General features: G+C 71.2%; 17 protein-coding genes. 5 read left to right on the forward strand and 12 right to left on the reverse strand.

Annotated features, from left to right (window positions below; translation table 11 throughout):
- Window positions 1-7: 7 nt before the first annotated feature.
- The 6 genes from ACFV9T_RS24270 to ACFV9T_RS24295 all read right to left on the reverse strand — a co-directional run bounded on the left by ACFV9T_RS24270 (window position 8) and on the right by ACFV9T_RS24295 (window position 5767).
- Window positions 8-982: a phosphotransferase family protein gene (locus ACFV9T_RS24270; protein WP_385443798.1), complete on the reverse strand. Its 975-nt coding sequence runs from the start codon at window positions 980-982 to the stop codon at window positions 8-10.
- Window positions 979-2181 carry an acyl-CoA dehydrogenase family protein gene (locus tag ACFV9T_RS24275; RefSeq protein WP_385443800.1) on the reverse strand — a complete coding sequence of 401 codons (1203 nt, stop codon included), beginning with the start codon at window positions 2179-2181 and terminating at the stop codon, window positions 979-981. The genes ACFV9T_RS24270 and ACFV9T_RS24275 overlap by 4 nt, the downstream gene beginning before the upstream one ends.
- A gap of 34 nt (window positions 2182-2215) precedes the next feature.
- Window positions 2216-3361 (reverse strand): thiolase family protein, encoded by a 1146-nt coding sequence (locus ACFV9T_RS24280; protein ID WP_385443802.1) that lies wholly within the window; start codon window positions 3359-3361, stop codon window positions 2216-2218.
- Window positions 3358-3738 carry a Zn-ribbon domain-containing OB-fold protein gene (locus ACFV9T_RS24285; protein WP_385443804.1) on the reverse strand — a complete coding sequence of 127 codons (381 nt, stop codon included), beginning with the start codon at window positions 3736-3738 and terminating at the stop codon, window positions 3358-3360. The genes ACFV9T_RS24280 and ACFV9T_RS24285 overlap by 4 nt, the downstream gene beginning before the upstream one ends.
- Window positions 3739-3743: 5 nt before the next feature.
- Window positions 3744-4532: an enoyl-CoA hydratase/isomerase family protein gene (locus tag ACFV9T_RS24290; RefSeq protein WP_385443806.1), complete on the reverse strand. Its 789-nt coding sequence runs from the start codon at window positions 4530-4532 to the stop codon at window positions 3744-3746.
- Window positions 4533-4627: 95 nt separating this feature from the next.
- Window positions 4628-5767 (reverse strand): acyl-CoA dehydrogenase family protein, encoded by a 1140-nt coding sequence (locus tag ACFV9T_RS24295; protein ID WP_385443809.1) that lies wholly within the window; start codon window positions 5765-5767, stop codon window positions 4628-4630.
- A gap of 187 nt (window positions 5768-5954) precedes the next feature.
- Here ACFV9T_RS24295 and ACFV9T_RS24300 point away from each other — a divergent pair, with 187 nt between their 5' ends.
- Together ACFV9T_RS24300 and ACFV9T_RS24305 are read left to right on the forward strand one after the other, a co-directional pair.
- Window positions 5955-6995: an NAD(P)-dependent alcohol dehydrogenase gene (locus ACFV9T_RS24300; protein WP_385443911.1), complete on the forward strand. Its 1041-nt coding sequence runs from the start codon at window positions 5955-5957 to the stop codon at window positions 6993-6995.
- A gap of 54 nt (window positions 6996-7049) precedes the next feature.
- The gene (locus ACFV9T_RS24305) at window positions 7050-7808 is read left to right on the forward strand and encodes an SDR family oxidoreductase (RefSeq protein ID WP_385443815.1); all 759 of its coding nucleotides are present in this window, start codon (window positions 7050-7052) and stop codon (window positions 7806-7808) included.
- Between the two features lie 25 nt (window positions 7809-7833).
- Here ACFV9T_RS24305 and ACFV9T_RS24310 read toward each other — a convergent pair whose 3' ends face one another.
- Together ACFV9T_RS24310 and ACFV9T_RS24315 are read right to left on the reverse strand one after the other, a co-directional pair.
- Window positions 7834-9135, reverse strand: coding sequence for an MFS transporter (locus ACFV9T_RS24310; protein WP_385443817.1), 1302 nt, complete (start codon window positions 9133-9135; stop codon window positions 7834-7836).
- A 167-nt stretch (window positions 9136-9302) separates the two neighbouring features.
- Window positions 9303-10106, reverse strand: coding sequence for an SDR family NAD(P)-dependent oxidoreductase (locus ACFV9T_RS24315; protein WP_385443820.1), 804 nt, complete (start codon window positions 10104-10106; stop codon window positions 9303-9305).
- A 158-nt stretch (window positions 10107-10264) separates the two neighbouring features.
- On the opposite strand from ACFV9T_RS24315, the gene ACFV9T_RS24320 reads away from it, so the two are divergent.
- Window positions 10265-11596 carry an FAD-binding protein gene (locus ACFV9T_RS24320; protein WP_385443823.1) on the forward strand — a complete coding sequence of 444 codons (1332 nt, stop codon included), beginning with the start codon at window positions 10265-10267 and terminating at the stop codon, window positions 11594-11596.
- Between the two features lie 4 nt (window positions 11597-11600).
- On the opposite strand, the gene ACFV9T_RS24325 is transcribed toward ACFV9T_RS24320, so the two are convergent.
- On the reverse strand, window positions 11601-12623 hold the full coding sequence (locus ACFV9T_RS24325) for a glutathione S-transferase family protein (protein WP_385443826.1): 1023 nt from the start codon (window positions 12621-12623) through the stop codon (window positions 11601-11603).
- A 314-nt stretch (window positions 12624-12937) separates the two neighbouring features.
- On the opposite strand from ACFV9T_RS24325, the gene ACFV9T_RS24330 reads away from it, so the two are divergent.
- The gene (locus ACFV9T_RS24330; RefSeq protein ID WP_385443829.1) at window positions 12938-13699 is read left to right on the forward strand and encodes a hypothetical protein; all 762 of its coding nucleotides are present in this window, start codon (window positions 12938-12940) and stop codon (window positions 13697-13699) included.
- 77 nt (window positions 13700-13776) lie between these two features.
- Here the strand turns inward: ACFV9T_RS24330 and ACFV9T_RS24335 are convergent, their stop codons facing one another.
- The 3 genes from ACFV9T_RS24335 to ACFV9T_RS24345 all read right to left on the reverse strand — a co-directional run bounded on the left by ACFV9T_RS24335 (window position 13777) and on the right by ACFV9T_RS24345 (window position 15700).
- Complete coding sequence (locus tag ACFV9T_RS24335) at window positions 13777-14436, reverse strand: NADPH-dependent F420 reductase (protein WP_385443912.1); 660 nt, start codon at window positions 14434-14436, stop codon at window positions 13777-13779.
- Between the two features lie 78 nt (window positions 14437-14514).
- Window positions 14515-15450, reverse strand: a complete 936-nt coding sequence (locus ACFV9T_RS24340; protein ID WP_385443832.1) for an SDR family oxidoreductase — start codon at window positions 15448-15450, stop codon at window positions 14515-14517.
- Window positions 15451-15541: 91 nt separating this feature from the next.
- A complete protein-coding gene (locus ACFV9T_RS24345) occupies window positions 15542-15700 on the reverse strand; it encodes a hypothetical protein (protein WP_385443835.1) in 159 nt (52 codons plus the stop codon).
- Window positions 15701-16019: 319 nt separating this feature from the next.
- Here ACFV9T_RS24345 and ACFV9T_RS24350 point away from each other — a divergent pair, with 319 nt between their 5' ends.
- The gene (locus tag ACFV9T_RS24350) at window positions 16020-16931 is read left to right on the forward strand and encodes a LysR family transcriptional regulator (protein WP_385443838.1); all 912 of its coding nucleotides are present in this window, start codon (window positions 16020-16022) and stop codon (window positions 16929-16931) included.
- Window positions 16932-17159: the final 228 nt, after the last annotated feature.

The raw sequence follows: 17159 nt of genomic DNA on the forward strand, positions 1-17159 counted from the left end.
GGGGCGATCAGCCGAGGATGTCGCGTGCCGTGCGGATCATCGCGGCGATGGTGGGCGGCAGGCGTTCCTGGTCCGGGTCGTGGTGCTTGCCCTCGCGGTGGCGGCGCAGATTGTGGCCCATGATCGCGGCCATCTTCATGCGGCCGAGCGCCCGGAACCAGTCCATCGCGGGCAGGGCTGGCCCGCCGTCGCAGTAGGTGTCCAGGAGGTCGTTCTCGGCGGGCAGGCCGGGCACGGGGTGGCCCAGGCGGGGGAAGTTGCGGTGGTCGGCGAAGAGCAGGAACCAGCCGAGATCGATGCGCGGGTCGCCGACGCTCCAGATCTCCCAGTCCACGACAGCCACGGCGCGCTCGTCCACGCACAGCACATTGCCGAGCCGGAAGTCCCCGTGGAGCAGCACCGGCGGGAGGGCGCTCGGCACACCGTCGGCGAGACGTGCCAGCAACTCCTCCCCGCCGGGCCGCAGTTCGGAGGGGACGGCGTGCAGCGTGCGGGTCCACCGCTCCAGCTCACCGGCGGCGTCGAGAGGTTCGGGCGCGCCGAGCGCGGGCGCCCGTACATCGGTGGTGTGCAGCCGCCGCAGGACGCCAGTGATCTCCAGCATCCGGGCGCGGGCCGTCGCGGCGGGCAACTCGTGCTCGTCGAGGACTGGTTCGACGGCCTCCCCGGCCGCGAAGTCCATGGCGAACCAGGCGGGCTGGGTCTCGTCGACGGCGACGACGCCCGGCACCGGCACCGCGGATCCGTCCAGCGCGCCCAGCACCCGGGCCTGGCGCAGCACGTCGTTGCGTCCGACGGGCCGCTGTCCGGGCGGCACCGCCTTGACGACGTAGCGGGCTTCCCCCGCCGTGACCGAGTACGTCAGCCCGGAGTGGCCGCCCGGCAGTACGGTCAGCTCGCCGATGGGCGCGCCCGGGTGGTGGCGGGCGAGCCGGTGGCGGACCCGGGCGGCCAGCTCCGGCGTCTGTGTGGCGGTGCTCATCGGACGGGCTCCTTGGGCAGGCCGAGGACGCGTTCGGCGAGGATGGTGCGCTGGATCTCGTCGGTACCGCCCGCGATGCTGTAGCCGGGGGCGCCGAGCAGATGTTCCGTCCACGCGTAGGTGCCCCACTCCCCCGTGTCCGCCACGAGGCTCGGGCCCAGCAGTTCGGACACCAGGTCGCTGGTGCGGCGCATGGTCTCGGTGGCGTACAGCTTGCCGACCGAGGCCTCCGCGCCGGGTTCGCGTCCGGCGACGAGGGCGGCGGTGACCCGCAGTCCGATGAGCCGCTGGACCAGGGTGCGGATGTGGAGGTCGGCGGCGCGCTGCTGTTCGGCGCCGGTGAGGGGGCGGGGCAGGTGGGCGGCGAGGTCGAGCGCCCGGTCGGCGTTGTCGAGGCCGAGGCTGCCGGAGTCGAGCCGCTCGGCGGCCAGCACGCTGAGCGTGACCCGCCAGCCCTCGCCGACCGGGCCGAGCCGGTCGGTGTCGGGGACGCGCACGCCGTCGAGGTAGACCTCGTTGAAGCTGGTGCCGCCGGTCATCTGCCGGATGGGCCGTACGGTGACGCCGGGCGCGTCCATGCGCACCAGGAAGACGGTGATCCCGGCGTGTTTGCGCACCGCCGGATCGGTGCGGCACACGGCGACGCCCCAGGTGGCGACGCGGGCTCCGGAGGTCCACACCTTGTGCCCGGTCAGCACCCAGTCCTCGCCTTCGCGGACCGCCCTGGTGCGGACGGCGGCGAGGTCGGATCCGGCCTCGGTCTCCGAGAAGAGCTGGCAGGCCAGTTCGTCGGTGCGCAGCATGGGCCGCAGCCAGCGCTCCTTCTGCTCGCCGGTGCCCCAGATGGCGATGGCGGGGGCGACGAGTGCCTGTGTCACCGGGAAGATCTCGGGGCGGTGCGGCACGTCGAAAGCCGCTTCTTCGGCGCGGTAGAGCTGCTCGTAGTACGCGGGCAGGCCCCGGCCCCCGTATGGCTCCTCCCAGGTGAGTGCGGACCACCCCTGGTCGTAGCGGGTGCGTTCCCACTCCTGGACGCGGGCCGTGTGCGCGCGCTCCTGCTCCTCGGTCCAGTTGTCGAACACGGCGACGGAGTCGGAGCCGCTGCCCCACTCCCCGTCCGCGGTGCGGGTCCGGGCGACGGTGCCGAGCCACTGCCGGGCGCGGGCGCGGAACTCCTCGGGTTCCGGGATGCCGCTCATCTCTTCTGCCACCTCCTCCCATCGGGGGACATATTCAGCGGGACAGCACCGTGCAGGCGCTCACGCCGGGGGCGCCGTACACATGGGTGAAGCCGACGCGGGGACTGCCCGGGACCTGCCGTTCACCGGCCCGGCCGCGCAGTTGCTGGACGATCTCGTAGACCTGGCGCAGCCCCGAGGCGCCGATGGGTTCGCCGTTGGCGATGCAGCCACCGTCGGTGTTGACCGGGAGCGCGCCACCGATGCCGGTGGCGCCGGAGGCGACCAGCCGCTCCTGCTCGCCGTCCTCGCAGAACCCGCACTCGGCCATGTGCATGACCTCGGCGCCGCTCTCGGTGTCCTGCAGCTGGCAGACGTCGACGTCGCGGGGGCCGAGCCCGGCCTGTTCGAAGGCCTCGGCCGAGGCGTCGCGGCTGACGCTGGTCGGCTCGCCCGCCGGGATCGACGGGCTGAAGACCTCGAACGAGCCGTGGCGCCGGGTGCGCAGCGCCGCCGAGCGCAGGGTCACCGGCGAGCCGTCCATGGTGCGGGCGGCCTCCGGCGAGCAGAGCACCAGCGCGGCCGCGCCCGCTCCGGGTGAGCAGAACATGAAGCGGGTCAGGGGGTCGCTGACCATGCCCGAGTCGAGGATCTCCTCGGCGGACAGCGGCTTGCGCCGCCATGCCTCGGGGGTCAGGGCGCCGTTGCGGTAGGCCTTCTCGGCGACCAGGGCGAGGGTGCGCGAGGTGACCTGGTGGTCGTGCAGATAGCGCTGGGTCTTCATGCCGAAGAACTGGGTGGTCACCATCAGCCCGTCGCTGCCGTACTCCGCGCCCAGGCCCCAGTCCTCGGGCCTCGGGTCGAAGGCGCCGCGCGGGTGTTTGTCGAAGCCGACGGCGAGGACCACGTCGGCCATGCCGGAGCGGATCGCGTTGACGGCGGAGATCAGCGCGCTGCCGCCGGTGGCGCAGCCGTTCTTGACGTTGACGAACGGCAGCCCTATCAGGCCGAGTTGGGCCACCAGGGTGTCGGCGAGGCCCGCGCTGTCGCTGCCGCCGAACGCGGCCCCCACGCGCGACCACGCGATTCCGGCGTCCGCGAGCGCGGCGTTCACCGCGTCGACGGCCAGCTGCCGGCCGGTCGCCTCGGACCGGCCGAACGGGGTGCGCCCGGCGCCGCAGATCAGGACTTCGGTGCTCATGTTCCCTCCTCGCCGGGGGCGGTGGGCCTGGCCCGGGGGACGCCGGGGCCCGCGGTCACGGTCAGGGGCATGCCGATACGTACGTCCGCCAGGTCGTCCACGTCGAGGACGGCGGCCACCCGCACGCCCTCCGGCAGCTCGACGTACCCCAGCGCGAACGGCACGAAGCCGCCGGGCGGGGGCTGGTAGGGCGGCGACTTGGGGGCGTACCGCTGCACCGTCCAGGTCCACAGCGTGCCCGTGCCCTGGAGGGCCACCGGCTCGGCGGCTCCTCCGCAGCGCGGGCACGCGCCCTGTGCGGGGTAGGCGGTCACCGCGCAGCCGGAGCAGCGCGAGCCCTGGAGCCCGGCGCCCGGACTCCGCGGTTCCGCGGCCATCAGGTTCAGCGCCCCTGCCACTTGGGTTCACGCTTCTCCAGGAACGCCGACACGCCCTCGTTCGCGTCGTCGGAGTTGAGCGCCACGCCCACCGCGAGGTGCTCCATCACCATCAGCGACTGGGTGTCGGCGTCCAGGCTGCGGTCGATCGTCATCTTGGTCAGCCACATGGTGAAGGGGCTCTTGTCGGTGAGGTTCCCGATGAATTCCTCGACCGTCGCGTCCAGCTCGTCGGCCGGTGCGGACTGGTTGATGAGCCCGAACTCGGCGGCCTCGACGCCGGAGAGGAGCTTGCCGGTCAGCATCAGCTCCTTCGTCTTACGGATGCCGATCATGCGCGGCACCCGGTAGATCGGGCCCGCGCCGCCGAACAGCGCGCGGCGGATGTGGAAGTCGCCGATCTTGGCGTCATCGGAGGAGATGGCGAAGTCGCAGGAGATCATGATCTCGAAGCCACCGGCGGTTACGTGGCCCTCCAGGACCGCGACCGAGGGGGTCTTCATCGAGTAGAGGCGGTCGCACACCTTCGCGGACTTCACCGCCACGTCGATCGCGTTCGACTTGCCGACGTACTCGGCCTTCAGGCTGTCGAGGTCGAAGCCCGAGCAGAAGGTGCCGCCACGGCCACGGACCACCAGGACCCGCAGCCCGGGGTCCTCGTCGACCTCGGTGATGATCTCGTCGAGCCGGTCCAGGATCGGCACGGTGACGCAGTTCTTCTTCCAGGGGCGGTTGAGCCACACCCGGGCGATGTGGCCGTCGCGCTCGAACTGGATCTCGTCTTCCACTGTCATATCCTCACCCCTCTAAACTGAACTGAATTCACTACAACTCTGTAAGGCGGGGGCTCCACTGTCAACCCCCTTGATCGAGACAGCTGGCGCGACGGTCAAACCGAACATGGTTCAAGCGCGAGTCCGGCGAGCCGGGCCCGGTGCCGGTCCGCCGTGCCGAACAGCACCTCACCGGCGCGGGCGCGGCGCACATACAGATGGGCCGGGTGCTCCCAGGTGAAGCCGATGCCGCCGTGCAGCTGGACGTACTCGGCCGTCGCCAGCCGGAAGGTCTCGGAGCAGACCACGGCGGCGGCGGTGGCGGCCACCGGCAGCTGCGGCGGGGCGACGGCGACGCAGGCCGTCGCGTACGCGGACGCCGAGCGCGCCGCCTCCAGGGCGACCAGCACATCGGCCAGCCGGTGCTTGACGGCCTGGAAGGACCCGATGGGACGCCCGAACTGATGGCGCTGGGCGACGAATTCGACCGTGGTGTCCAGGGCGTGTCCGCTGCCGCCGACCTGTTCGGCCGCCAGCGCGGCCCGCCCGGTGTCCAGCGTCGCCGATACGGTGGCCCCGGCGCCCTCCGCCGCGCCCACGGGGGTGGCGGGCGCGCCCCGGAACTCCAGCAGCGCCTGGCGCCGCGTCTCGTCCAGGACGCGGCGCGGTGTCCGGCGACAGGTGGCCGGATCCGGCTCGCAGGCGAACAGCCCGGGCCCGTCGGGGGTTCCGGCCCGCACCAGGACCAGGTCCACTCCGGCCCCGTCGAGTACGAAGTCCGCCCGCCCGCGCAGCACCCATCCGGCGCCCCCCTGCTCGGCGATGACCCCGGGCCCGTCGTCGCCGAACCCGGCCACGGTCGCGGTGAGCGTGCCGTCGGCGATGCGGGGCAGATAGCGCTCGCACGCCGTGCGGTCACCGGCGTACAGCAGGGCATGCGCGGCCAGGACCACCGTGGGCAGCAGCGGCGCGCAGGCCAGGGCCCGCCCGCCCTCCTCCAGGGCGACCGCCAGCTCGGCGAAGGTGAAGCCCGACCCGCCGTACTCCTCCGGAACGGCCAGCCCGTGGACCCCGATCTCGCCCGCGAGCCGCGCCCAGAGCGCTTCGTCGTATCCGCGCGGTGCGGCCAGGTGCTTACGGAGGTCTTCGGGGCCGCACGCCTCGGCGAAGAGGTCTCGCAGGACGGTGCGCAGCTGCCGCTGTTCGTCCGTTTCGGACAGCAGCCGGGGGGCGATCTCGGGGTGGCGAGGGTGCATGGGGGCTCCATCGTGCTCGTACGACGGGATTCAGGGCTAAAATTGAACTCAATTCACGACCGTAGGCATGGAATCCCGACCGGGCAAGACCTCCGTACACCCCGACCCTTTCCCTGGCCATCTACTGAACTCACTTCACCTCTGTTACCGTGGCGGCCGCGGCCCGCCACGACCTGGGACGGTGATGATGAGGGCAGTGCGGCTGACGGTGTGGGGCGAGCCCCCGGTACCGGCCGATGTCGAGCGGCCCGTCCCCCACGGCGCACAGGTCCTGGTGCGGGTGGAAGCCACCGGGCTGTGCCACTCCGATCTGCACGTCATCGACGCGGCGCCGGGGGTGCTCCCCTACCGGCTGCCGTTCACGCTCGGCCACGAGGTCGCCGGGCGGGTGGCGGCCCTGGGGCCCGACGCCGACGGGGTGGACGTGGATGAGCCTGTGGTGCTCTACGGGCCGTGGGGCTGCGGCGCCTGCGGCCGTTGCGCCGCGGGCTGGGACAACTACTGCGACCGGCGCGACACACTCCCCTGGCACGGCGCTGGCCTGGGCCGGGACGGCGGAATGGCCGACTACGTCGTCGTCCCGTCCGCCCGCCAGCTGGTGTCGGCCGACGGCCTCACCGCCGAGCAGGCGGCCCCGCTCTCGGACGCCGGTCTGACCTCGTACCACGCGGTGTCCGGGCTCCGGCACACGCTCGGGGAGGGCGCCACCGCCGTCGTCATCGGCATCGGCGGGCTCGGCCACCTGGCGGTGCAGATCCTCCGCGCGACCACGGCGTGCCGCGTGCTGGCCGTCGACGTACGGGAAGAGGCCCTGGCCCTCGCGGAGCGCTCCGGCGCGGACTTCGGCACCTTGCTGCGCGCGGACACCGCCCGGGTGCTGAGGACGCGTGGCGGGGGCGCGGGGGCGGACGCCGTGCTCGACTTCGTCGGCACCACGGACACCCTGGCACTCGCCACCGGCGTCCTGCGGCCCGGTGGCGAACTCGCCGTTGTCGGCAGCGGCGGCGGCTCTCTGACGGTCACCAAGCCGGGCGTTCTCCCACCCGGCTTCCGGCTCTCGCTGCCCTTCTGGGGGCCTCGCCCCCAGCTCGCCGAGGTGGTCGCGCTGGCCCGCTCGGGAGCACTGCACGTCGAGACGGAGCGGTTCCCGCTGTCCGCCGCCCCGGAGGCCATCGACCGGCTGCGCCGGGGCCGGGTACGGGGGCGGGCCGTGCTCGTGCCCGACTGATCGATACGTACAAGGCTGATCGACACCGGAATGGACACGGAAAGGAAGCCCGGCATGCGCTTCGAAGGAATGGTCGCGATCGTCACCGGCGGGGCCCGGGGCATGGGCGCCGCACATGTCCGCGGGCTGGCCGCGGAAGGGGCCCGGGTCGCCGTGTGCGACCTGCTGGACGACGAGGGCGAGGCCCTGGCTGGCGAGATCCCCCAGGCGCGGTACTGCCATCTGGATGTCACCGACGAGACGCGGTGGGAGTCCGTCGTCCGCACGGTCGAGGACACCCTCGGCCCGGTGGACATCCTCGTCAACAACGCCGGGATCATTCACTTCGGCGGTGTGGAAGAGCAGTCGCCCGAGCAGTTCCGCCAGATCCTGGACGTCAATCTGGTGGGCGCCTTCCTCGGCATGCACACCGTCCTGCCCGGCATGCGCGCCCGTGGCCGGGGATCGGTCGTCAACGTCTCCTCGGCGGCGGGACTCATGGGGTTCGCCGATGGCATCGGCTATGTGGCGAGCAAGTGGGGGGTGCGTGGGATGACCAAGGCCGCAGCTCTCGACATGGCGGGCACGGGGATACGTATCAATTCCGTGCATCCGGGCGTCATCCGCACACCCATGGGTGAGAGCGCCTCACCCGCGCTGTTCGCCCGTCAGCCGGTGGCCCGCATCGGCGAGCCCGAGGAGGTCACCCGCATGGTGCTCTTCCTCGCGAGCGACGACGCCTCCTACACCACGGGCGGGGAGTTCCTCGTGGACGGCGGCCAGACCATCGGCCATGTCGGCCACGCCCACGCGGCGGACGAGGACGGTGCGTGACCCGAGGCCGCCGTCTCCCGCGTCCTTACACATCCTTGCGGACGGTGGCCAGGGCGCCGAGCCCGATCACGCAGACCGTCATCACGAAGAACGCCGGTGAGAGCAGGTTCCCCGTCCGCTGGACCAGCCACGCCGCGATGTAGGGGGCCGTGCCGCCCGCGAGGACGGTGCCGATGTTGTACCCGATGGCCATCCCGGTGTACCGGACCCGGCGTTCGAAGAGATGCGGCCACAGGCTGGCCGCCGGGACCTGCACGAACGCGCTGCTCAGCATGAAGAGCAGATACGCGAGCCCCGCCACGGCCAGGCTGTGCCGCCCCATGAGCGACATCGCGGGGTACGCCGTCACCAGGAAGCCCAGCAGCCCGCCCAGCAGGACACGACGGCAGCCGAACCGGGCGGCGAGCTTGCCCGCCGGGACCATGAGCAGCACGGTGACGAGTACGACGCCCGCGGTCAGCCAGAACACGTGCGTGGAGTCGTAGCCCAGGTTCGTGGTCAGGTAGATGCCGATGTACGTCAGCCCGAGGAAGATGGCGCCGCCCTGGGCCATGGCCAGGCCGATGGACTGCAGCAGCGCGGTGCGGTGGGTGGACAGGACCTCGCGGATCGGCGCGGTGGGGATGTCGGCGCGCCGCGCGGCCTCCTTGAATTCCGGGGTGTCCTCGATCCGCAGCCGGGCCCACAGGCAGATCAGGGTGAGGGGTACGGCCATCAGGAAGGGCAGCCGCCACCCCCAGTCGGACATCTGGTCCTGGGTGGTGAGGGCGGATATCGCCCCGGCGGTGGCGGCCGCGAACATGAATCCGAGGTTGGAGCCGATGGGTGTGACGGCACCGAGGAAGGCCCTGCGCTTGGGCGGCGCCGACTCGTAGATGTAGGTGTAGGCGCCGACCGACTCGCCGCCCGAGGAGATGCCCTGCACCAGCCGGGTGAGGAAGAGCAGCACCGCGGCGAGCACGCCGATCTGGCTGTAGGTCGGCAGCAGCCCCGTGATGCTGCTGGCCACGCCCATGCACAGCACGGAGGAGACCAGCGCCTTGCGGCGGCCCCACCGGTCGCCGAGCCACCCGAAGAAGACACCGCCGAGCGGCCGCACCACGAGGCCGGTGGCGAGCACCGCGAGCGCCGCCAGCGTCGAGGCCGTCGGATCCTCGTTCGGGAAGAACTGCGGGGCGATGGCCACGGCCAGATAGCCGTATACGCTGAAATCGTAGTATTCGATCAGTGTGCCGATGCTTCCGGCGAGCATCGCGCGACGCACCGTGCGGGGATCGTAGGCCGTTGGCTCCGCCCCTGGCGGAGCGGGCTGCTCAGTGGTGCTCATGATCCGGCTCTCCTTCCGAATGGCACGGATCCGTGCCTTGCCGACGCCCGGGACGCTACAGAACTGAACTCAGTACAGCTAGCCTTAGGTACGGATTTCTCGGATAGGCGAGGAAGCGTCACGGGAGGCTACGCGCGGTGATCTGAATTTGATTCGGTCGATGGGGTTCAGACGGTGAACCGGCCGCCGTTGGCGAGCAGCACCGCGCCGATCAGGTTCGCCGCGGCGTCGCTCGCCAGGAACAGGGCGATGTCGGCGATCTCCTCCGGGGTCGCGTACGGGCGCACCCGCGGATCGGCGAACCCCGTGCGCAGAACCTCCGGGGTGCGCGCGGCCATCCCCGTCTCGGTCGGCCCCGGCGCGACCACGTTCACCCGGATCCCGGAGGGGATGACCTCCTTGGCCACGGCCTGGCACAGGGCATGGACCCCCGCCTTGGACGCGGCGTAGTGGGGGTAGCCCGCCGGGGTGTCGAAGGCCGACGACGAGCCGATCACGACGATCGCCCCCGCCTTCGCCGGGCGCATGGCCCGTACCGAGGCGCGCAGCACATGGAAGGTGCCGTCGAGGTTGATCCGCATGACGCGCCGCCAGGCCGCGTCGTCGAGCGCGTCGGTCACCTCGGGCACGCGGCCCTCCACCAGGGCGTCCGCGATCCGCTGCTTGGCCTGCGGATCGTCGACCCCGGCGGCGTGTACCACGAGGTCGAGGCCGCCGTGCCGCCGCGTCGCGTCGTCCACGGCGCCGTCGACCGCCGCGGCGTCCGCCACGTCGACGCTGATCGCCCGGCCGCCCGGCACCTCCCGCGCGACGGCCCCCGCGCTCGCGCCGTCGACGTCGGCCAGGACCACGGCCCCGGCCCCTTCGGCGGCCAGCCTCCGGGCGACCGCCGCCCCCATGCCCGAGCCCGCGCCCGTCACCAGGGCGACCTTGCCCGCGAACCGGCCCGTGTGCGCTCCTTCATCCGTCATGACGACCTCCCACTACCGGTATTGAACTGACTTCACCTCTCCTATCGCGTCGACCACGGAACCAACAAGACCCGGGCAGCGGTATTGAGATGTGAATTGGATTCGGTTCTACTGAGATGCGGACCTGCGGACACCGGCGCCGGGCAGAGGAGATTCGCGTGGACACGGAAGTCGTCGATCTGCTCATCATCGGGGCGGGCATGGCAGGCCTGACCGCCGGTGCCCGCGCCGTCCGAGGCGGTCTGTCCGTGGTGGTCGTGGAGACGGGCGAGGAGGTCGGCGGCTCCGCGCGTTTCGCCGGTTACGCCTGGACCGCCCCGAGCCACGAGGTCATGGAGCAGCACAATCCACGAGGGGACCGCGCGCTGAAGCGCGCCCTCGTGGACCGGTTCGACGAGGGCGTGTCATGGATCCGCTCCACCGGGGTGGAGGTCAAGGACGCACAGCGCATCCTGAGCTTCGGCCGCGGACACCAATTCGACACCAACCACTACCTCGACACCTGCCGTCGGCTCATCCTCGACGGCGGTGGCCGGGTCCTGCTCACCACCCACACCGAACACCTGCTGACCGACCACGGCGCCGTCGTGGGAGCCCGGCTGAGGTCATCCGACGGCACGGTCAGGGAGATCGGCGCCCGCGCCACGCTGCTCGCGACCGGAGGGTTCCAGGGCGACCCCGCGCTCCGCACGGCTCATGTGCACCCCCACGCCGACCGCATGGAGCTGCGCTCCAATCCCCACAGCCGGGGCGGTGGCTACCGCCTGGCCACCGGCGTGGGCGCGGCCACCGGCCAGGTGGACGCCGGGTTCTACGGCCACCTCATCCCGAGCGGCGTCCCCTTCACCGACCCGGTGGACTTCGTCGATCTGTCGCTGTACTACAGCGAGCACGCGCTGCTGTTCAACCTGCGCGACGAGCGGTTCACGGACGAGACGCTGGGCGACCACCTCACCGCGATGGCGCTGCTGGACCAGCCGGAGAGCCGGGGCCTGCTGGTCGCCGACGCCCGGGTCTTCCGCGACTGGATCACCGGCTCGTACGTGGACGGCGCGGTCGCCGTCGACAAGTTCGCGCTGGCCAGTAAGCGCGGCGGCCGCGCGGGGCTGGCCGAAGACCTCGACGAGCTGGCCTGCCTGCCCGAGGAGTGGGGTTACCGGGGTGACGCCATTCGCGACGGTGTGAAGCGGTTCAACGAGCGTGCCTCGGCGGGACTCGCCACGGCCCCCGGCCGGGAGCTGGACCCGCTGCCGCTGGACGAACCGCCGTACTACGTCATCGAGACGGTACCGGCCATCACCTTCCCGTTCCACGGCGTGCGCATCGACGACCGGGCCCGGGTCCTCGCGGCGAACGGGGAGCCGCTGCCAGGGCTTCTCGCCGCCGGTTCGGACACCGGCGGCCTGTGGCACCGCGCCTACGCGGGCGGTATCGCGTCCGCCCTCGTCTTCGGGCTGACGGCGGCGGACACCGCTGCCCACCGCCCCTGATACGTCAGCTGGCGCGTCCGGCCTCCGGGACCGTTTCCCCAGGTGGCACCGGGCCGGGAGGGGTGCCGTCGCTGAAGGGGCGCCCGCCCAGTTCCTCGCGTCCGTGCGGGGCCGACCAGCCGGAGAGGTCGGGGCCGAGGGGGACGATACGGCGCGGGTTGAGGTCGGTGTGGACTTGGTAGTAGTGGCGCTTGATGTGGTCGAAGTCCACCGTGTCGCCGAATCCGGGCGTCTGGAAGAGGTCTCGTACGTATCCCCACAGCACCCGGTCCTCGCTCAGCTTGTTCCGGTTGCATTTGAAGTGGCCGTGATAGACGGCGTCGAAGCGCACCAGCGTGGTGAACAGCCGGATGTCGGCCTCGGTGATGGTGTCCCCGACCAGATAGCGCCGCGTGGCCAGCCGCTCCGACAGCCAGTCCAGCCGGTCGAAGAGCCGCCGGAAGGCATCGTCGTACGTGTGCTGGTGCTGGGCGAAACCGGCCCGGTAGACGCCGTTGTTCACATCGCGGTAGACCGCCTCCATCACCTCGTCGATCTCCTCACGGCGCCGCTCCGGGTAGAGGTCCGGCGCGCCCTTCCGGTGCAGGGCGGTCCACTGGGTGGCGAGGTCGAGGGTGAGGCTCCGGTAGTCGTTGGTGACCAGCTTCCCGCTGGGGATGTCGACGATCGCGGGGACGCTCACGCCGCCCGGGTACTCGCGCTCGCGGGCGTCGTACGCCTCGCTGAGGTACGCGATGTCCAGCACCGGGTCCCGCTCCCCCGCGTCCAGCGTGAAGCGCCAGCTCCGCTCGTCCTGGATGGGGTCCGCGATCGCCAGCGAAAGGGCCGGTTCCAGACCGAGCAGCCGCCGCGAGACCAGCGCCCGGCTGGCCCAGGGGCAGGCCCGGCTGACGACCAGCCGGTAGCGCCCGGCCTCGACGGGCCAGCCGTCCCGGCCGTCGGCCGTGATCCGGTCGGAGAAGTGCGGCCCGGACCGGGCGAATTCCTTCTGGCCAGCGGTGCTCAACTCGGCCACCTCCTGAAGCATGTGTGTACGGCTCGGCTCACCGCCTACCCTGCCCCCATCCGGGGAGTCATGCGACGTGGCTCGCTGCCCCGCATGGCGCGACGACGAAGGCGGAGGCGGCATGAGGAATCTTTCGGTACGCCCTTACGCACCGGGCGACGCGGCCGCGGTGCTCGCCCTGATCGCGGCCGACCGCCTGCCCGGACAGCCCCCGGCCACCGCCGCGATGCTCCGCGCTCACCCTCGGTCTGGAGGGCCTTCCGGCCCGCCACCGCCCGGCAGCCCACCGGGCACTGCGGAAAGCCGGATTCACCGGCCGCGACCTGTGGCGGTACATGCGCGCTGCGCTGCCGGTCGACGGTCTGCCGCGTGGTGCCGCCCACGTCACCTTCGTCGAATCCGACCATCCGCGCGGCATGAGCGTGGAGACCGTTGAGGGCGAGGCCCGGGCCCGGCTCGGAGCCCACGAGGCGATCCTCTACGTCGACGACGCCCCGCCCGGAGACGCCGAGCGCGACCGTACCGCCGCCAACGCACCGTACGACCGGGCCGGTTTCACCGAGGTCGACCGGTTGCACTCCTTCAGCCGCCGAGCAGTGGGCGCGCCCACTGCGGCGTCGCCGCGCCAGGCGTCACCATGGCCCTCCGCCCAGAGGGTCGCCCAGGGCTGGTGCGCCGACATCGGGACGAAGCCGTGCAGGGCGCAGGCGACACCCCATAGGCGGGAACCGGGGGCGGCGGTGCGAAGTCCCGTACCGCGTCATGGAAGTGTTCGCGAAGGCCGATGTTCTGTGGACATATGCTGTGTCGCCTCATGTCGTGTTGCGGCTGAGGGAGTCAAGTGGCGTACGAGTGGCGGCTGTTCTGGGAAGGCGAGGAGCGAGCGGACACGTGGAGGACGACCCCGACGGCACCGTCTCGCTGCGCTGGCCCAGCTCGTCGGCGAGGCCCTCGCCCACGCCCAGGGTCACGACGGCACCGAGGACCTGTTCTACGCCCTGGTCAGGGGGCCGCGCCCCTTCCCCGAGCCCGTGCCCGAGTCGGTGCGAGCCCGCGCGGACGAGCAGCAGGGCCTGACCCGGCGCCGTCGAACCTGACTTATGCCCCCGCCCGGTATCCACCGGGCGGGGGCATGGCACCGCCGGACCACATCATGGTCCGCGATAATTGACGGTTACCGCGTTGCGGTGGCCAGTGCCGCGCGGATGGCGTCCTCGCCGACCGGCTGGCCCTTCTCGTTCGAGTACGGCCCGTACGGTGTTCCCCACACCGGCGTGCCCGTCGCCTGCCGCCAGCTGTCGGCCAGCGTTCCCGCGTCCACCACGCTGTAGCCGATGGAGTCGAGGAATTCGGTCACCGCCGCCTTCGCCGGTGCGGAGTCACCGGCGATCGGCAGGTAGGAGCGGTCGGCCGCCCCGGCCGGGCGTGCGAGTGACAGCAGGTGCTTGAAGAAGATGTTGTTGAACGCCTTTACGAGCAGGGCGTCCGGGACGTACCGCAGAAGCAGCTCGCTCGAGGTGAGGGACTTGCTGTCGAGCTCGGGGATGTGCCCGTCACGCTCGGCGCCGTAGTTGCAGGTGTCGATGACCGTCTTCCCGGCCAGCGGCGCGGCGGGCACGTAGGGGAAGGCGCTGACCGGCACCGTGACCACGACAATGTCACCGGCCGCCGCGGCCTCTTCGCTCGTCGCCGCGGACGCCCGCGGCCCCAGTTCCCCGGCCGTGTCCACGAGCGTTTCAGGACCGCGCGAGTTGCTCAGCACCACCTGGTGCCGGGCCCCGACAGCGAGTCGCGCGAGGGCCCTGCCGATGCTTCCGCTTCCGATGAATCCCACAGTCGTCATAATCTCAACGTCCTTCAGAAGAGCCGAACTTGCCGGTTGCCGGGGTCGTTACGATCCGGGTTCCTGCCGTCAGCTGGCGGGGAAGTAGTGGCCGTTGTCCATATCGGCGAGCAGGCCGGGCCGGGCGGGTTCCCAGCCGAGGGTCCGGCGGGTGATGAGGTTGGACGCCGGGTAGCTCTGCGTGACGATATTCGTGAGGAACCCGAAGTATCCCGGCGTCATCAGGGCATCGTTGGGAACGCTCACTGCGGGCAGGCCCAGGCGGCTGGCGATGGCCTCGGCGATGTCGCGGAACGGGATGCCCCCGTCCTCGACCGCGTGCCAGTATGTGCCGGCCGGCCCCTTCTCCAGCGCCAGGCGGAACAAGGTGGCGGCATCGCGGATGTGCACGGCGTTCCACAGGTTCGCGCCGTCCCCGGGGTAGCCGACGAACCCCTTTTCCTTCGCGAGCGCGATCAGCGTGGGGAGGAAGCCGGCACGATCGGCCGTGCTGTGCGCGATGTTGGCGATCCGCACGACCGAAGACCGCACCCCCTGCCCGGCGAGGTCCACAACGGCCCTTTCCACGATATTGCGGACCCGCAGGGTGCCCTTGTGCTCATCGCCGGCGGGGAGGGCCGGGTCCTCCTCGGTGGCCGGCCGGCCCAGGTTCCCGGGCGAGCCCATGCTTCCCGCCGTGACCAGTGGCTTTCCGGTTCCCGCGAGTGCCTCGCCGTACGCGATCATGATCGAGAGCTCCGCGGTGGCCACGGCGTCGAGCCCGCCGGAGGGAAGCAGATCCTGCCTGTGGGCGACGTGGATGACGCCGTCGGAGTCCGCGGCTGCCTCCTTGAGCCCGTCGAGATCCTGCAGGTCGCCACGACGCACCTTCGCGCCGAGCGCGGACACGGCCGCTGCGGCCGCGTCCGACCGGGCCAGGCCGGTGACCTCGTGCCCGGCGGCGATGAGCTCGGGGATGATGTACGAACCGGAATGGCCGGTCCCCCCAGCGACGAATACGCGCATCTCACTGTCCTTGCGAGAGTAGGTGCAGGGTCTTTTCGTGCCGTGAGTGAAGTGGCGTAATGCGGCACGAGAGGTAGCGGTTGGGGCGCACTCAGCCGAGAAGGGTGATGCCGAGGGAGAAATTGGTGTGCTTGACGGAGTGGTTCATGAGGCCCAACTCCACCAGGCCGACGTTCTCCAGTGCCCGCGCCATGGACAGTTCCCCGGTGTCCCAGGGGCGCAGCCCTAAGCTCTCGACGAACGCCGACACGCGTTGCCGCGCAGTGCGTTCCCGTACTCCCTCACCACCGCTCCCGCGCCAGCGTACGGCGCGGCGAGGATGACGATGTCCCCGGTCGGCCAAAGCACGGGCCATATTCCCCAGTCCGATAATGCTGATGCCGCTCATCGATGTTCCTGCTTTCCGCGCTTTGGCCCTGCTGTCAACTTCCAGTGTCGAATTCTTGGGTCGAATTCACTTCGGCGCCCTTAAGTGCCTGCTTTCAGGCTGCCATTGGATCTGATTGGGTGTCCAAGACCTCTTGAAGCTGTGGTGATACCCTGAAGGCATCACCGGGCCGAGAGGTGCCATGGATCTGGATCTGCGCAAACTGCGTTACTTCGTCACCGTGGCCAACCGGCTGCATTTCGGCCGCGCCGCCGATGAGCTCCATATCGCGCAGCCGGTGCTCAGCCGCCAGATCCGCGCACTTGAGCAGGATCTCGGCGCCTCGCTGTTCACCAGGGATCGCCACGGAGTAGAGCTGACAGACGCGGGTCGGCAGCTGCTGGCCGACGCCGGTCCGCTGCTCGCCTCAACCCACGCGGTCCGCCGCCGGGTGTCCGCGGCCGCCAGTGGCAAGCGGCGGCTGATGGTCGGCTTCCGGGCCGGTATCGCCGTCACCCCGGCGGCCCGTGCGTTCGAGGACCGGCACCCGGACGTGGTCGTGGACGTGCAGCGGATCGAAGGGGACGACCAGGCTGCGATGCTGCTCGACGGCCGCATCGACGTCGGCTACGTGCGGCTGCCCATCGACGAGGCCGGCCTGCGCGTCACCCCGCTGTACACCGAGCCGCGGGTAGCGGTACTGCCCGCCGGACACCGGTTTGCCGGCAAGGAGCAGGTCACCGAGGCCGACCTGGCCGGTGAACCGCTGGTCTGGCACGGTGACTCGAGCACGCAGCCCACCAAGCGCCCGCTCCGCAATGCCGGGTACCCGGTGCGCGGGGTGGACGAGACTCTCGAGCATGTCGCGGCCGGACGGGGCATCTCCTTCCTGGCCCGTTCGGCGTCCGTGTTCTACTCGCATCCAGACGTCGCCTATGTGCCCATCCCGGATCTGGCACCCGAACAGGTGTGCCTCGCGGTGGCGGCATCGCACACCTCGCTGGTAGTGGATGACTTCGTCACCGCGGCTCAGTCGACGGCCGAGATCACGGCAGAATGTGGGAACTACGAGATGTGGCAGCTTGGAGGCGATGCCGCCACAAGGCACGCTTGAGCAGTTCGACTGACCCCGTTCATCACGGCTGATCGCCCTGTCGTCGGAGCGGAGCCGTTCACCGACGGTCTGCCGTTCGTAGCGTCGGGAGTCGGTCCCTGGGATCCAGAACCCGGCGGCGGGTTCCAGCCGGACGTGAAATCAACGCCGTGCTGCCCCGCGGGAGAGCGCCGCGGTGGAGTGGATGCCAGGTGCCGCGCGGCTGGTATCGCGTACCAGCCGGTGCAG

It is taken from the genome of Streptomyces sp. NPDC059850 (assembly GCF_042731515.1).
In the GTDB taxonomy this organism is placed as follows: Bacteria; Actinomycetota; Actinomycetes; order Streptomycetales; family Streptomycetaceae; genus Streptomyces.

Excerpts from the sequence above, each read along its gene's own strand:
- ACFV9T_RS24310 (WP_385443817.1), bottom strand. The coding sequence starts at position 9,135 with ATGAGCACCACTGAGCAGCCCGCTCCGCCAGGGGCGGAGCCAACGGCC.
- ACFV9T_RS24285 (WP_385443804.1), bottom strand. The coding sequence starts at position 3,738 with ATGGCCGCGGAACCGCGGAGTCCGGGCGCCGGGCTCCAGGGCTCGCGC.
- ACFV9T_RS24275 (WP_385443800.1), bottom strand. The coding sequence starts at position 2,181 with ATGAGCGGCATCCCGGAACCCGAGGAGTTCCGCGCCCGCGCCCGGCAG.
- ACFV9T_RS24300 (WP_385443911.1), top strand. The coding sequence starts at position 5,955 with ATGAGGGCAGTGCGGCTGACGGTGTGGGGCGAGCCCCCGGTACCGGCC.
- ACFV9T_RS24325 (WP_385443826.1), bottom strand. The coding sequence starts at position 12,623 with ATGCTTCAGGAGGTGGCCGAGTTGAGCACCGCTGGCCAGAAGGAATTC.
- ACFV9T_RS24270 (WP_385443798.1), bottom strand. The coding sequence starts at position 982 with ATGAGCACCGCCACACAGACGCCGGAGCTGGCCGCCCGGGTCCGCCAC.
- ACFV9T_RS24340 (WP_385443832.1), bottom strand. The coding sequence starts at position 15,450 with ATGCGCGTATTCGTCGCTGGGGGGACCGGCCATTCCGGTTCGTACATC.
- ACFV9T_RS24305 (WP_385443815.1), top strand. The coding sequence starts at position 7,050 with ATGCGCTTCGAAGGAATGGTCGCGATCGTCACCGGCGGGGCCCGGGGC.
- ACFV9T_RS24315 (WP_385443820.1), bottom strand. The coding sequence starts at position 10,106 with ATGACGGATGAAGGAGCGCACACGGGCCGGTTCGCGGGCAAGGTCGCC.
- ACFV9T_RS24290 (WP_385443806.1), bottom strand. The coding sequence starts at position 4,532 with ATGACAGTGGAAGACGAGATCCAGTTCGAGCGCGACGGCCACATCGCC.
- ACFV9T_RS24280 (WP_385443802.1), bottom strand. The coding sequence starts at position 3,361 with ATGAGCACCGAAGTCCTGATCTGCGGCGCCGGGCGCACCCCGTTCGGC.
- ACFV9T_RS24295 (WP_385443809.1), bottom strand. The coding sequence starts at position 5,767 with ATGCACCCTCGCCACCCCGAGATCGCCCCCCGGCTGCTGTCCGAAACG.
- ACFV9T_RS24350 (WP_385443838.1), top strand. The coding sequence starts at position 16,020 with ATGGATCTGGATCTGCGCAAACTGCGTTACTTCGTCACCGTGGCCAAC.
- ACFV9T_RS24330 (WP_385443829.1), top strand. The coding sequence starts at position 12,938 with ATGCGCGCTGCGCTGCCGGTCGACGGTCTGCCGCGTGGTGCCGCCCAC.